Annotated in this window: 10 protein-coding genes; 4 read left to right on the top strand and 6 right to left on the bottom strand. The window is 61.8% G+C overall.

All coding sequences use genetic code 11. The annotated features are described in order from the left end of the window. The first annotated feature begins 66 nt into the window (after nt 1-66). Genes JWU58_RS13070 through JWU58_RS13060 form a run of 3 tightly spaced genes read left to right on the top strand, consistent with a single transcriptional unit; the run spans nt 67 to nt 2,541 of the window. Nucleotides 67-678 (top strand): Yip1 family protein, encoded by a 612-nt coding sequence (locus JWU58_RS13070; RefSeq protein WP_016774823.1) that lies wholly within the window; start codon nt 67-69, stop codon nt 676-678. A 42-nt stretch (nt 679-720) separates the two neighbouring features. Continuing rightward, nucleotides 721-2,064 (top strand): cation:proton antiporter, encoded by a 1,344-nt coding sequence (locus JWU58_RS13065; RefSeq protein WP_206422120.1) that lies wholly within the window; start codon nt 721-723, stop codon nt 2,062-2,064. Between the two features lie 27 nt (nt 2,065-2,091). After that, entirely contained in the window at nt 2,092-2,541 is a 450-nt protein-coding gene (locus JWU58_RS13060; RefSeq protein WP_241196164.1) for a hypothetical protein, read from the top strand. A gap of 251 nt (nt 2,542-2,792) precedes the next feature. Here the strand turns inward: JWU58_RS13060 and JWU58_RS13055 are convergent, their stop codons facing one another. The 4 genes from JWU58_RS13055 to JWU58_RS13040 all read right to left on the bottom strand — a co-directional run bounded on the left by JWU58_RS13055 (nt 2,793) and on the right by JWU58_RS13040 (nt 9,296). Further along, nucleotides 2,793-3,326, bottom strand: coding sequence for a hypothetical protein (locus JWU58_RS13055; RefSeq protein ID WP_016774826.1), 534 nt, complete (start codon nt 3,324-3,326; stop codon nt 2,793-2,795). 78 nt (nt 3,327-3,404) lie between these two features. Then, nucleotides 3,405-5,324 (bottom strand): hybrid sensor histidine kinase/response regulator, encoded by a 1,920-nt coding sequence (locus JWU58_RS13050; protein ID WP_206422119.1) that lies wholly within the window; start codon nt 5,322-5,324, stop codon nt 3,405-3,407. Further along, a complete protein-coding gene (locus JWU58_RS13045) occupies nt 5,317-7,647 on the bottom strand; it encodes an ATP-dependent DNA helicase (protein WP_206422118.1) in 2,331 nt (776 codons plus the stop codon). The genes JWU58_RS13050 and JWU58_RS13045 overlap by 8 nt, the downstream gene beginning before the upstream one ends. Continuing rightward, entirely contained in the window at nt 7,644-9,296 is a 1,653-nt protein-coding gene (locus JWU58_RS13040) for a VRR-NUC domain-containing protein (RefSeq protein ID WP_206422117.1), read from the bottom strand. Before JWU58_RS13040 ends, JWU58_RS13045 begins: the two co-directional genes overlap by 4 nt. Before the next feature lie 195 nt (nt 9,297-9,491). On the opposite strand from JWU58_RS13040, the gene JWU58_RS13035 reads away from it, so the two are divergent. Then, complete coding sequence (locus tag JWU58_RS13035; protein ID WP_016774830.1) at nt 9,492-9,716, top strand: YgdI/YgdR family lipoprotein; 225 nt, start codon at nt 9,492-9,494, stop codon at nt 9,714-9,716. Between the two features lie 230 nt (nt 9,717-9,946). Here JWU58_RS13035 and JWU58_RS13030 read toward each other — a convergent pair whose 3' ends face one another. Then, complete coding sequence (locus tag JWU58_RS13030; protein WP_206422180.1) at nt 9,947-11,800, bottom strand: polyurethane esterase; 1,854 nt, start codon at nt 11,798-11,800, stop codon at nt 9,947-9,949. Nucleotides 11,801-12,122: 322 nt separating this feature from the next. Further along, nucleotides 12,123-15,200, bottom strand: coding sequence for an autotransporter serine protease (locus tag JWU58_RS13025; RefSeq protein WP_206422116.1), 3,078 nt, complete (start codon nt 15,198-15,200; stop codon nt 12,123-12,125). Nucleotides 15,201-15,349 lie beyond the last annotated feature (149 nt).

Genomic DNA, 15,349 nt, shown 5'->3' with positions numbered 1-15,349 from the left:
CCCGAGCGGCATGGCATCTCTCCATACCTGTATGCGCCTACGGGCCAACAGGAACAGGAGGTTGTCATGTCCGCCCCCCTCGTCAGACTCTTCACCCAACCCAACTTCGCCTGGACCGATATCCGCCGCGAAGAAGAAACCCATCCCCGCCACTATCTCGCGCATCTGCTGCTGCTCGCGCTGATTCCGGCCGTGTGCCTGTTCATCGGCACCACCCAGGTCGGCTGGAGCCTCGCCGTGGGTGAAAACGTGCGATTGAGCACGGCCAGCGCCTTGCAACTGAGCGTGTTGCTGTACGTGACGATCGTCGCGGGTGTCGCGATTATCGGCGGGTTTATCAGATGGATGTCGCGATCATTCGATGCGCGGCCAACGCTCAATCAATGCATCGGTTTTGCCGCCTACACGGTGACGCCGTTTTTCCTCGCCGGGATTGCCGGGCTGTACCCGAGCCGCTGGCTGGCGATTCTGGTGCTCGGCGCCGCGTCGATCTATTCGACGTTTCTGCTGTTCGTCGGCTTGCCGACCTTCATGCATGAGCGCAAGGAGCAAGGCCTGCTGTATTCGGCGTGCGTGTGGGGCGTCGGCCTGCTGGTGCTGGTGACCATGCTGGTGTCGATGATTCTGCTGTGGTTCAACGTGCTCATCCCCGAGTACCTGCGCACGACCGTGAGCTGACCCGGTGCGCCTGCCCTTGGAAATTCGCTGCTGTGAGCCGTCATGAGTTTCGGCGTATGGGTCGCGGTGCTCGGCGCCGTGCTGCTGACGCTGGCCCTGACCTCCTCATGGTTGCGTTGGATGCCGGTCACCACCTCGGCGGTGTGCCTGCTGCTGGGCATCGCCATCGGCCCCAGCGGCCTCGACCTGCTGCAATTGCCGCTGGAAGAATCGTCGTTGTGGATGGAGCACCTGACGGAAGTCGCGGTGCTGTTTTCCTTGTTCGTCTGCGGTTTGAAATTGCGCCTGCCGCTGGGCAACAAGACCTGGCGCATCGCTTTTGGTCTGGCCGGGCCGGTGATGATTCTGACGATTATCGGCGTGTGTCTGCTGTTGCACTGGGGCCTGCAATTGCCGTGGGGGCCTTCCCTGCTGATCGGCGCGATTCTGGCTCCGACCGACCCGGTGCTCGCCGCACTGGTGCAGGTCAATGATGCCCAGGACGTCGACAGCGTACGTTTCGGCCTCTCCGGAGAGGCCGGGCTCAACGATGGCGTGGCTTTCCCTTTCGTGATTCTCGGTCTGCTTTTGCTGCACGGTGACGGAAGTGCTGGCGAATGGCAGCACTGGGTGGTTCGCAGCCTTTTGTGGGCGGTGCCGGCGGGTTTGCTCACCGGTTACTGGATGGGGCGCGGCATCGGCCGCATCGCCCTGCTGCTGCGCATTCACAACGAGGACAGCACCCTCGGCCCCAACGATTACCTGACCCTCGCGCTGATCGCGCTGTCCTACGTGGTCGCCGACGCCATTGGCGGCTACGGCTTTCTCGCGGTCTTCGCTGCTGGCCTTGGGCTGCGTCAGGAGGAAGTCAAATCCACGGGCATCACCCAGGCACCTGCCGAGCATCTGGTGCAGCCGGTGGTCGGTCATCAGAACGTCGAACCGCAGAACGCCGTGCATGGCGACACGGAGAAGCTGGAAGACAGCCAGGTCGCGGCCGGGATCATGATGGGTGACATGTTGGCGTTCGGCAGTCTGGTCGAGCGGGCGATGGAAGTATTTCTGGTAACCCTGCTTGGTGTTGTGCTGATTGCCCACTGGGACTGGCGGGCGTTGTGGATCGGCGCCGTGCTGTTTTGCCTGATCCGCCCGCTGAGCGTGGCACTGATGCCATGGGGCAATTTGCTCAACGGACCGCAGCGTTTGTTGATCGGCTGGTTTGGCATACGCGGCATCGGCAGCCTGTTCTATCTGTTCTTCGCCTTGAACCACGGTCTGGATTCAGACGTGGCCAAGGTCTGTACCGACATCACTTTGTCAGTAGTGGCCCTGAGCATTCTGCTGCATGGCATCAGCACACAACCGATGCTGGCGCGCTATGAACGCCTGAAGCAACGAAAAAGCTGATTCTTCGGCCGCTGCGCTTGGCTGGAAATGATCGAAGATTTTTCTGCAAAAAAATGGATCGCCGGGCGCGACCCAAGGGTCACAACTTTAACCGCGCCAATCATCAGCGCGGCCCGGCAGGTTAGGTTCCCCTGCGGTGAACAGCCTATTAAACGGAACCCCGACACAAACAAGGTCACGGTCATGAACGAATGCTCGACTCCTGCGCAAATCAAGGCTTGCAGAGCACTGGCTCTGGAACGCAATCGTCAACTGTTCGAAGAAGCCCACGAACTGAACCGAGCGGCCAACGCGCTGCTGGAACAGACGCCGACCGACTTCGAACGCTTTGAGCAATACCGGGCACTGCGCAAGAAAGCCGATGCGAAATTTGAAGATGCGATTGATCATCTGTGTGTGCTGAATGAGGATTTTCCGCCGATTCCGGCGGCGGTGCAGAATGCTGTAACTGCGCGGCGTGAGCTGGAAACTGCGTAATAAAAGTCAAAAGCCCCTCACCCTAGCCCTCTCCCGAAGGGAGAGGGGACTGACCGAGGTGTTCTCACGTGCTACACCGACCTGGCATACCGCGCCGAATGTAGATTTTGAAAAGCATGAAGATCGGCTCCCTTTCCCCCCTCGCCCCCTTGGGGGCGGTCCGACGTTTCGGGAGGGCTGGGGTGAGGGGGTAAGATCTCACAGACACCACAAAATCCAGCGCCTGTCCCCTGCCTCCTGACCAATCCACCTCAAGGATTGGTCACCTGAATAAACACCGCATACACCCCCAACATCACCCAGAACGTGGCAAAAATCCACGGCGTGCGCACCGAGAACAGCAGCGACTTGCGATAGCCCTTGTGGCTGGATTCCATCTCACTGAACAGTGGTGATTCGTCATACGCCGCGCCCATTACCGGCTCGCTGTGCAGCAACTGGCTCTGTTTGAAGTGCCAGTGATCGATGATGTCGTATGCCGCACGAATCCCCGGCCAGGCATTCAATGAACTGAGCACCCCGAGCAGCGCGAGAAACGGCGGAACGACGAGGGTGAACATCTTGCCCCACTCCGGATTGAGGTTAGCCATGCACGAGGCAAAAGCGATCACCAGAAACGACTGCGCCGCCAGGTAGGCGTCGGTGCGGTTGGCGAGGATGCTGGTTTCGTACTGGATTTCCCGGCGATAGAAATCCAGGCGCTCCTTGGGTGAGCCAAACATCTTGGCGTCGTGTTCGGCCAAGGCTTCTTCAACAGCGCTTGGCTGGGTCAATATGCGAGACAAGAGACGTGCCCTCCAAAAGTGAACAAGACTTTTGGAAAGGCACGCGTCAGCACTAGTTCAGCCGGATCGACCAGCGCGTCACTTCATCGATTGAGCGATGATCTGCACCAGACTCGCTTGGGTGAACGGTTTCGGCAGACGCGGCAGTTGAGCGGCAAAACCCTCCAGGCGTTCGGCATATCCAGTGGCGAGAATGATCGGCAGATCCGGCTTGAGCATGCGCAAGGCATGGGCCAGTTGCGCGCCGCTCATTTTTGGCATGGCCATGTCGGTGATCACCAGATCAATGACTTCGCCCTGATCGAACAGCGCCAGCGCCTGGGCGCCGGAGGTCGCGCCGATAACGCGGTGGCCGAGGTCTTCCAGCAGCAGGCTGGTGCTGGTCAGCACCAGCGAATCGTCATCGACCACCAGCACGCTGAGTCGCGGTACTGCGATCGGCGCTGCGTTGCTGTACGCCGGGCGACTGGCCGTACGCTCAAGCGCTACCGGAATCCACAGCTCGGCCGCCGTGCCCTGGCCCTTCTCGCTTTTCAGAATAAAGCGCCCGCCCAACTGCTCGATGAAGCCGTGCACCATCGACAAGCCGAGCCCGGTACCTTTGCCCAAGCCCTTGGTGGTGAAGAACGGATCACGGGCGCAGGCCAGCGTGGTTTCGTCCATGCCTTCGCCGCTGTCGATCAGGCTCAGGCACACGTAGCGCCCCGCCGCGAGGGTCGAATGAGTTTGTTCCAGCACCACTTCGGCTTGCGCCTGAATGATCACCGTGCCGCCGTCGGGCATGGCATCGCGGGCATTGGTGGCGAGATTGAGGATCGCCAGTTCCAATTGGTTGCTGTCGGCCAGCACTGGCTGCAGGTCGTCGTGAAAGCGTGTTTCGATACGAATCCCCGGTCCCAGCGAACTGCGCAGCAGCCCGGTGATGCCTTGCACCAGTTGCGGGATATCCACCGATTCGGTCTTCAGTTCCTGGCGCCGGGCGAAGGCCAGCATGCGCTGGGTCAGCGACACACCGCGCAAGGCGCCTTGGGTGGCGTTTTCCAGCAGTCGAGCGATTTTCGGCGCGTCGCCGATGCGTTTCTGCACGATCTCGAGGTTGCCGAGAATCACCGTCAGCAGGTTGTTGAAGTCATGAGCGATACCGCCGCTGAGTTGGCCGATCGCCTGCATCTTCTGCGCCTGGAACAACGCCTCGCGGGTCTTTTCCAGGGCCTGCTGCGCTTCGTGGGCCTCGGTGACATCGCGGGTGATCTTGGCGAAGCCGAGCAACGCGCCGGTGTCGCCGCGAATCGCATCGACCACTACGTGGGCAAGAAAGCGCGTGCCGTCCTTGCGCATCCGCCAGCTGCGGTTCTCAAAGCGGCCTTCGCGGGTGGCAATCTCCAGCGAACGCTGCGGCTCGCCGAGTTCGCGGTCTTCGGGGGTGTAGAAAATCGAAAAATGCTGGCCGATGATTTCTTCCGGCAAATAGCCCTTGATGCGCTGCGCGCCCTGGTTCCAGTTGCTGACGCAGCCTTCGGGGCTGAGCATGTAGATCGCGTAGTCAGTGACGCCCTGCACCAGCAGGCGGAACTGCTGTTCGCTTTGCTTGAGGGTTTCCTCGGCCATTTTGCGGTCGGTGAGGTCGCGGGTGATCTTGGCGAACCCGAGCAGTTCGCCGTTGGGGTCGATGATCGGATCGATCACCACGTGCGACCAGAAGTGCGTGCCGTCCTTGCGCACGCGCCAGCCCTCGCCTTCGAAGCGACCCTCACGGATCGCTGTGTCCAGCGCCCGTTGCGGCATACCGTTGGCGCGGTCTTCCGGGGTATAGAAGCGCGAGAAGTGCTCGCCGATGATTTCCGCTTCTTCATAACCTTTGAAGCGTTTGGCGCCGGAGTTCCAACTGGTGATGGTACCGTCGGGGTCGATCATGTAGATCGCATAGTCGACAACCGCGTCGATCAGCAGCCGGAAACGGCTGTCTTCGATCGCTGCGGTTCTGTTGTTCTCACTCATCACACTCACCAGCCACTGTCATGGGCTGAAGTATGCGTGAATCCGTCGATTTGAAAAGCGCCGGTTCGCTTTTGATCGCCCACCAGCGTGGCAGCAGTTGCTGGATGCGGCTTTCGGCAAAGCGGTCGTCGATGAGCATGACCGTGCCGCGATCCTCGCGGGTGCGAATCACCCGCCCGGCGGCTTGTACGACTTTTTGCATGCCCGGGTACAGATAGGTGTAGTCGTAGCCGGCGCCAAAAATGGCGGCCATGCGCCGTTTCATCTGCTCGTTGACCGGGTTGAGCTGCGCCAGCCCCAGCGTGGCGATGAACGCACCGATCAACCGCGCACCGGGCAAATCGATGCCCTCGCCAAACGCGCCGCCCAACACCGCAAACCCGACGCCCTGGCTGTCGGCGCTGAACTGGTCCAGAAACGCCTGCCGCGCGCCCTCGGCCATGCCCCGCGATTGCAGCCACTGAGTGATGCGCGGATGGCGCTCGGCCAATAAGGTCGCGACCTGTTGCAGGTAATCGAAACTGCTGAAGAACGCCAGATAGTTGCCCGGGCGCTCGCTGAACTGGCGGGCGATCAGTTCGACGATCGGCTCCAGCGAGGCCTGGCGATGGTTAAAACGCGTGGAGATCTGGCTGACGATGTGCACCTGCAACTGCTCGGCGCTGAACGGCGATTCGACGTCGATGCACACCGTGTCGGCGGGCGTGCCGAGCAGGTCGGCGTAGTAGTTGCGCGGGCTCAGCGTGGCCGAGAACAGCACACTGCTGCGCGCCGCTGTCAGGCGCGGGCCGATGAACGCCGCCGGCACCACATTGCGCAGGCACAGTTGCGAGAGTGGACGCTTGCGGTCGAGGTCGCGTTTGCTGATATCGAACAGGTAATGCTCGTCGTACAGCTCGGCGACCCGGGCAAATTGCAGCAAGTCGAAATAGAAGTTCTGCAGACCGCTGTCGAGGCCTTGCGGATGTTCGTTGAGGTAATCGCCAATGGCCGCGCAACACAGCGAGATGGCGTGCAGGAACTTGTCCGGCGCCTTGTCGTAGGCCTGATAGGCCGCCAGTTGCGGCGCATGCAGCGCGTTCCATTCGCGGTTGACCCGTTGCAGGGAATTCTTCAACGCTGCGGGCGCGGTTTTGCGCACGCTGGCGAGGGTGAACTGGTCGAGGCTGGCGCTGTACATCTGCCGGCCGCGCTCGACCAGGTTGTGCGCCTCGTCGGCGAGCACCGCGACTTTCCACTGATTGAGCTGGGCCAGACCGAACAGCAGCGCGCTGAAGTCGAAGTAATAGTTGTAGTCGGCAACCACTACATCCGCCCAACGGGCCATTTCCTGACTCAGGTAGTACGGGCACACGCTGTGCTGCGCGGCGACTTCGCGCATCGCCGCCTGATCGAGCAGGTTGATGCGGCTGGCCGCTTCGCGGGCGGCCGGCAAGCGATCATAAAAACCTTGGGCCAACGGGCAGGATTCGCCATGACAGGCTTTGTCCGGGTGTTCGCAGGCCTTGTCGCGAGCAACCATTTCCATCACCCGCAGCGGCAAGTCCGGCGTTTGCCTGAACAACACCTGGCTGGCATCGAGCGCCAGTTTGCGTCCGGGTGTCTTGGCGGTGAGAAAGAACACCTTGTCCAACTGCTGCGGCGCCAGGGCCTTGAGCATCGGGAACAGCGTGCCAAGGGTTTTGCCGATGCCGGTCGGCGCCTGGGCCATGAGGCAGCGGCCGGTGCTGACGGCTTTGAACACTGATTCGGCCAGATGCCGTTGGCCGGGACGAAAATCCGCGTGCGGGAACGGCAGTTGTTGCGCGGCCAGATTGCGCGCTTCGCGATGGGCCATTTCCTGCTCGGCCCATTGCAGGAACAAAGCGCACTGCTGCGCGAAAAACCCCTGAAGCGACTCGGCGCTGTGGGATTCAACCAGGCAGGTTTCCTTTTCGCTGACGACGTCGAAATACACCAGCGCCAGATTGATCTGCTGCAATTGCAGTTTCTGGCACATCAACCAGCCGTAGATTTTCGCCTGCGCCCAGTGCAACTGGCGGTGATTGGCCGGTTGCTTGCTCAAGTCGCCGCGATAGGTTTTGACTTCTTCCAGGCAGTTTTGCGCCGGGTCGTAACCGTCCGCCCTGCCCTTGACCTTCAGCTCGCCGAATTCGCCTTGCAGCGCCACTTCGCTCTGGTACTGTTCGCTGCGTCGCGAGGCCACGGTGCGATGGCCGACGATGCCTTCCAGCGCGGTCGGTGACGGGGTGAAGCGCAGGTCGAGGTCGCCGGTCTTGGCGGTGAACTCGCACAGTGCACGCACGGCAACGCTGTAGCTCAAGCGCTCTGCTCCGCCCATTGCACGTAACACACGGCCACCGGCATTTGATGCTCGTGGCAGAACTCCAGCCAGCGCAGCTGATTGTCCTGCAAGCGGTCGCCGGGGCCTTTGACTTCGATCATGCGGTAGGTCTTGTGCTGCGGCCAGAACTGGATCAGGTCCGGCATGCCGGCACGGTTGGCCTTGATGTCGAGCAGCAATCGGTTGAACCAGTGTTTCAGGTGTTCGGCGGGCAGACAGGCCAGCGCCTGCTCCAGCAAGTCTTCATTGAGCGCGCCCCAGAACACGAACGGCGACTGGATGCCCCACTTGTCGACGAAGCGCTGGCGAATCGTCTCGGCGTAGCGGCCATTATCGAGTTCGCCCAAACAGGCCTGGAACAGCTCGGCGCGGCGCTCGAGGAAGTCCTCGCTGAGCAGATCGACCGGACCGCGCTGGAACGGGTGGAAAAACGCACCCGGCAACGGCGCGAAGATCGCCGGCCAGCACAACAGGCCGAACAGCGAATTGATCAGGCTGTTCTCGACGTAATGCACCGGGCCGTCATCGGCGTGCAAGTGCGCTTGCACATGAAACTCCACCGACCGCGCCGGATCGAGGCGCGGCAAGTGCAAATCGAGGCGCTCGACCTCTCTGGCCTTGGCACGCTTGAGCGGCGGGCCACCGAGTTTGCGCCGCAGGCGCGGGACGATGCGCTGCAAGCCTTGCTGCTCGGCCGCACTTTGCGGGGCCTGTTCGGCCAGCGTGCCGAGTTCCAACGCCAGCGCGTATTCGTCGCAGCGTTCGAGCACGCGGATCATCCGCAGTCGTGCGCCCGGGTAGGCGCAGTCGCGGTAAACACTCAGGGCCAGGGCAAAGTCGCCGATGCGCTCGGCGTACTGGCCGATCTGGAACAACGCCTTGGCTTGTCGGCGGCGCAGCCACGGGTTGTCGAATTGCACGGCGTTGATCTCTTCGACGATCTCTTCCAGCGCTTCGCCGGCCTCGAAACGCAACTGGCATTGATGCAGGAACAGGCAGGCGTCGACGTCTTCGCGACTGCGCAGACCTCGGGAATCGGCACAGAACTCGACTTTTTCATAAGTGAAGATGCCCAGGTCGGCCAGCACGAACTCCGACCAGTCCTGATACAGATTGCCGAAGAACATCAGGCGCAGGCGATCGCACAGGTCCATCAGGGTCAGGCTGAACAGCCGATCAGCCAGTTGCGGCGCCCAGACGCGCAGGGGCTGCGCCTCGCTGAACTGTTCGGCCAGCACGGGCAGCCATTCATCCTTGCGCCCTTTCGGCTGTTCGATAAAGGCGCCGAACGCTTGCAAGAGCTCGGCCTTGAGCAAGACATCGAACAGTTCTGCCAGTGTCAAATCCGCGTGTTCATCGAGCCAGCCGTGGTCGAGCAACGGCCGCGCCGCCTCGGCAATGTCGCCGATTTCCAGATAGTTGAGTTTGCTCGCGCGAAAGTGAATGCCCTTGCGCATGACCATGCGCACCAGCAATCCCTGCGAGGCTTGCGGCAGCGTATTGAAGTCGCGGATGAAGCCGTGTTCGCTTGCGCTCATCACATCGGCATAGCGAAGCCCAAGCCAATCAAGCACTTGCCGGAAGTTGTTGAGGTAATAGAACGGATCGTCGAGAGGGTTGGAGGTCACGGGAATTCAAAGCCACGGCAAGCGAACACTGGTTATGCGTACAGATAACAGCTCAGCCCTGCCCGGCGCAAACGGAAAAAGATCAATGGCATTTTTTCGCGCCGCCATCGAACTTTTCCGCCGCTGCTGGCACCAACCGCGTTACAGGGCCGACAATGCCCGCAATCACATTCAAGCAAGGAGTCAGAGGTGGGTATGAAAATCAAGATGCTGGGCATTCCTGTAGCGGTCGCCGCCCTGTTGGCGCTGGGCGGCTGTTCGACCCAGACCGTGGTGACGTTGCAGAACGGCACCCAGTACCTGACCGAGGACATGCCGAAGACCGAGACCGAGGACGGTTTCTATGAGTTCGAGGACATTTCCGGCGCCAAGGTCAAGGTTCGCGCTGATGAAGTCGCGACCGTGCGCAAGGAAGACTGACTTGGCCTGAATGATCGTTCCCATGCGCAGCAAAGGAATGCCTCCACGGACGCTCCGCGTTCGGCTCTTGAGTGGGACGCAGAGCGTCCCGGGCTGCATTCCCACGCGGAGCGTGGGAACGATCACATCGCAGCCTTCGGCAGCTCCTACTGGAGGATGTGTGAACGACGCAGATCCCGTGTGGGAGCGAGCTTGCTCGCGAAGGGGCCGGCGAAGGCCCCACACCAACCTCAGGCGATAACAACCCCGTCGGCGCTCAAGCTCCCAAGCGCCACCCCTACCAACGTCACCGAATCCCCACCAAACGTCAGCACAGTGTCCTGCCCGACGGCCGATGCATGGGCTCGCAAATCATCCCCCGGCAACACGCCCTGCACGCCAAGAAACACCAGTTTGTCATCGGCCGTGTAGCCAACCACACGATCCTGGCCAAACGCGCCATTGAACAGAAACGTATCCGCCCCGCCGCCCGATTCCATCAGGTCATTGCCCGCACCACCGACAAATACGTCATTGCCCGCGCCGCCGAGCAAATGATCATTGCCCTCCAGCCCGAACAGCCAGTCACCGCCGGCATGCGCCTTGAGCATGTCAGCACCGGCCGTTCCTCTAACGCTCGATTCATAAGCGGTGAGGTTACTGCCGACTTTCAACCCCGTGGCCGTGACGCTGTGCAGCACGTCGTCCTTGAACACGCCCCAGAGAAAACCCGGCTCTTTGCTGACGATGCTGCCAATGTCACGGATGATGCTGATCCCGCCGTTGGCATCGCGGATGTACAGGTGGCCAGCGCCGTCGTTGGCAAAATCAAAGCTCTTTACCGTCTGCTGCAAGTCGAGGGTGTTGCTGCCCTGCCCACCCAGAATGATGTTGTAGCCGCCGCTGTCGCGGAAGCTGTCATTGCCGGCGCGGCCTTCCAAATAGTCATTGCCGCTGCCGCCCTGGATCAGGTCGTTGCCGTCACTGCCAATAATGAACGTGCTGCCCTTGTGGGGTTCGGCATTGCGGTTGAGGTCCTGCACCCAAGTGCTGGCCCGCGCCGGGTCGGACAGGTTGGCGACGATGATCGTCGAGTCGCGGCTGGTCAGGTCGTAGAACTTCGATTCCAGCACGCGGGTCATGCCGTCGCCGTAGCCAGTGGGCAGGTGCGAAATCCACGTCGGGATATTCAGGATCGAATACGGCAGCACGTTCCAGGCGTTCGAGGCGTAGTGATCGTTGAAGCTGACGATGTTATCGGTGGTCGAGGCATGCGGCGCGTCGTGCACGCCCACCGAAGCGCTGCTGAAGGTCGAACCGTCGAGGGCGCGAAACACCGGGTCGTTTTCGTAGCCGATATTCAGCACCTTGTCGCCGCTGCTCTGCGTCGGCGAGGCGTAGGCGATGTAGTTGGCGTCGGCGAAGAAGCCGCCCCACTTGCCAGCGCTCAAGTCAGCCATGCTGTTCACCGCCAGACCGCCCAGGCTATGACCGCTGACCAGCACGTCCTTGCCGCTGAGGCCGTTGGCCCGGGCGAATGCGACGACATCGTTGAGCAGATTGCCGAAGGCTTCGCCGACGTAGTTTTTTGCGTAATCGGCCGGGCCGAACGCGGCGAGCAGATCGGTGATCACGTCGCCAATCGAATCACCGATGAGGATTTCGCGCGGGCCGCTGGTGCCGCGAAAGGCAATCCCCAGTTCGGTGAGGTGACCCTGAGCGTCGTACTTGCCGAGGATTTCCACTTGCGCGCTGGTGTAGCCGGCCTTCTCGCCGAAGAACGTCCCGCGTGCATCGGTCTTGCCGTCGTAGCCCAATTGCGCAGCGCTGATCGGCGTCCAGCCGGCCTTTTGCACGGCCTCGAGGGCGAGTTTTTCCGAATCGGGATTCCACGGGATACCGGGGATCACCCCTTGCGAATCGGTGCCGCCAATCAGCGCGGTAACCAGCGTCGCCGGCAGACCGAGGCCGAAGCCGTTGTGCTGGTAGCCAGCGGCGAAGCCGTTATCGAGGTTGTGATAGGAATACAGCGTGATCGCCATGGCATCGCTGAACAGCGCCGCGGAATCGGCTGTGCCGACGTTCTTGTAGTCGTATACACCCATTGCCATTGCCTCTCTTGTTGTGGGAATTGTCAGAGATAGCTCACAGCCAGAGCACGGGGCTCTGGAGCATTCGTTACATCTTGCACAGCCTCTGTAGGAACTGCCGAAGGCTGCGATCTTGTGGGACGCAGAGCGTCCCCGGCTGCATTCCCACGCAGAGCGTGGGAACGATCATGTGTACGCCGTACCTGTGGGAGCGAGCAGGCTCGCTCCCACATTTGGATCTTCTGCACATTTGGATTTTTGTACTCGAACAATCCCATGTGCAGCGTTACTTTCTCTTTGAAAAACCGGCAGCCCGCGAGGCGCTGCCGGTTACGCCTCAGAACTGCCAGTCGAGGGTCAGACCGACGCCGTGATCTTTCTCGTTCGAGCCGATCAGGCCGTTGTAGTCGAGGTTGACCCGCACGTCGCGATTGAGTGCCAGCCCGGCGCGCACGCCGACCACGGCAGCGTCACGATCCATCGACACGCTCTGCACGGTGAAGGCGCTGTCGCCGTTGGCGAAGGCCAGATGGCTGTTGGCATCAACGCTGCTCAGGTTGTGCTGCCAGCCGAGGCTGGCGCCCAGTTCCAGCTGATGCTTGTCCGACACGGCAAAACTGCGCTTGGCGCGCACGCCGAGGGTCGACAGCACCACGTCGCGGTTGTCTTCACCACCCTTCAGCGCGGCAGCGTCACCCTTCTCGGTGAAGCTGTCGGTGTTGAGGTGCACGTAGGACAGATTGGCGAACGGCTCCAGGTTCAACGGTTGCAGGCCCAGATCGTAAGCGGCCTCGGTGAACAGTTGCGCGGTGGTCGCGTCACGTTTGGTTTTCTGTTTGCCGCTGACGTCGCCGAACTGCAGATCACGTTTCACATCGATACGATGCCAGCTGTAGGCGCCGCCGACGGTCAGGCGCAACGCGTCGATTTCATGGCCCAGATACGCACCCAAGTGGTAGCTGTCGACCGAGGCCGACGAATGCGTGCCGCTGCCCATGCTCAACGAGCTGTCGCTGTAACCAGTGACGAAACCGAGACGGGTATCTTCAGCAATCAGACCGTCGACGCCAGCCAGCAGCCCGCCGATGGAACTGTTGGAATCGGCATTGTCGTGTCCGCCATCGCTTTCACCCCACGACCCCAGCACCTTGATCCAGACGTTGCTGCGTTCATCAGTCGGCGCATCGGCGTTGAACAGATCACGCTCACGCAGGCGCTCGCCGACGGCTTCGCGCAGGTAGCGGCTGTCGTTGATCAGCAGCGTGCCGATGGCCGGGTGAATCTCGCCGGACAACTGTTGAAAGGCCTGCTGCGCCGACGCCGCGTTGGGCGACAGCAACAGGGTTTCGAACAGCGCATTGCCCGCACCTAAACGCTCGGCCGCCGCACCGACGGCGCGCTGGTTCGGCGTCAGACCGACGCTGGCGAACGATGCCTCATTGCGCCCGACCGCCAGCTGAATGCCGCCCGCCGAGTAATCCAGAGTGCCGCCAAGGAAGGCGTAATTCGGCAAGACCTGACCGAAGCGCCCTTCAATGCCACCTGCCGCTTGCAGGATGTTGTAGCGGGTACCGAGCAGGCTTTGCACTTCGCCGGTGCTGACCAAGGTCGGGCTGTTTTCCAGCGACAGGCTCACCGTGGCACCGTTGATGACCGCTTTGCCGCCCGCGACGATCTGGTCGCTGCTGGTCGGCGACAGCTCTACGGCGTAGGTCGAACCCGGCGCGAAGGTCACGTCCCCCGCCACATTCAGGGTGCCAATGGAATTGCCCGGTGCCACCGTACCGCCGCTGTTCACCGCCAGCGCGCCGATGCGGCCATTGCCGCCGAGGATGCCGCCGTTGTTGACGGTGACCGCCGATTGCAGCGAGCCGTTGATGGCCAGACGGCCCTGGTTGACCAGGGTCGGGCCGCTGTAAGTGTTGTTGCCGGTCAGCACCAGGGTGCCGATGCCTTGCTTGGTCAGACCGCCGTGGCCGCCGATGTCGTTGCGCCAGGTGTCGAGGCCGCACGTGATGTCGCTGCACACCCGCTCGGTCGGTTTGCCCTGATCGATGATCGCGCCGATGCCCGGCAGATCGGCGACAAATTGGCCAGAGCCGTAAGCACCCTGCACGCGGAATTCCTCGGGAATGTCCTGCTCGGTGACGAACATCGCCGGCCCATCGATGGCCTTGCGCAGGTTGATCATGCCCCAGCCGTACAAGGCGTCGATGCCCGGTGCGCCGAGGTCGGTCGCAGTGGTGCGCAACACGCTGGCGACCTGATCGCCGGACATATACGGGAAGCGCTCCATCAACACCGCGATGGAACCGGCCACATGTGGCGCGGCCATCGAGGTGCCGTTGTAGTTTTTGTAGCCGGTGGTCAAGTTGTCGGCGTTGGTGCCTTCGATGATCGAGCTGTAGATCTTGGTGCCCGGCGCCGACACGCAGTAACTGGCGGTGTAGCCGCAACGCGAGGAGAACGTGCTGATCACGTACGGATTGGCGCTGGCGGCGTCCGGGTTCTGCTGCAATGCGGCGACGGTGATCCAGTTCGGCGCGATGTCCGGAACGAAATAACCGAGGCCGGCAATGGCATCCGGGTTGTTCAGGTTGTAGTCGTTGCCGGCGGCAAAAATAGTGACGATGCCGCTGCGTGCGGCGGCAATCGCGCCGTCGTAGGCGCCGCCGGGTTTGGTGCCGAGCAAGGTGCGGATTTCGTTGAACTGCAACTGCGCGTCGTTGACGGTGAAGTGCGGATACGCCGGATCGCGGCCGCCGAGGTCGAAGCGGTCGGTGATGCCGATGCCCCAGCTGTTGTTGATGATCCGCGCACCGCTGGCGATCAGCGCATCCCAACCGGCCTTGTACACCGCGCCGTCGTTGCCACGCACGATGCCATCTTCGGGGCCTGGGTCGCCGTTGTCAGCGCTGATGATCTGCGCCCCGAACGCGACGCCGTGCATCACCCCGCCGTCGCGACTGCCCGCCGCGATACCGCCGACGTGGGTACCGTGGGCGCCGAGCTTGCCGTCGGAGCCGACCGAGGGCGAACCGTCATAGCGAAACGCGTCGCCGGCTTTCACCGGGATATACGGGTCGGTGTATTCGCGGATACCGCTGGTGACCAGAGTGACGACTTTGTTACTGCCAGAGAACTCCGGATGCGCGGCGTAGACCGGCTGATCGAAGATGCCCAGTTTCACGCCTTTGCCGGTGTAGCCGGCGGCGTAGGCGTAATCCGCGCCGATCGCGCCCAGGCCCCAGTCCGCCTTGAATTCATTACTGCGCCAGCTCGACGGATCGCCGCTGCGGCCGTTCTCAACGTAAGGCGCTGCCTGTGCCATCGCACTGGCACAGAGCATGGCGACTGTCAGGGTTTTCAGGGCAAAGCGGCCACCCGATTGCGCGGGGGTATTGTTGTTATCCATCCACGACCTTCCTTAGTGATGTTGCGAAAAATCCGGTTGCCTTGATCGTTCCCACGCTCTGCGTGGGAATGCCTCTAGGGACGCTCCGCGTTCCAATGGGACGCAGAGCGTCCCGGGCTGCATTCCTTTGCTGCGCGTGGGAACGATCA

Origin of the sequence: Pseudomonas atacamensis (assembly GCF_017167965.1) — a bacterium.
Lineage (GTDB): Bacteria > Pseudomonadota > Gammaproteobacteria > Pseudomonadales > Pseudomonadaceae > Aquipseudomonas > Aquipseudomonas atacamensis.
This window is presented reverse-complemented; position numbering and strand designations above follow the sequence as displayed.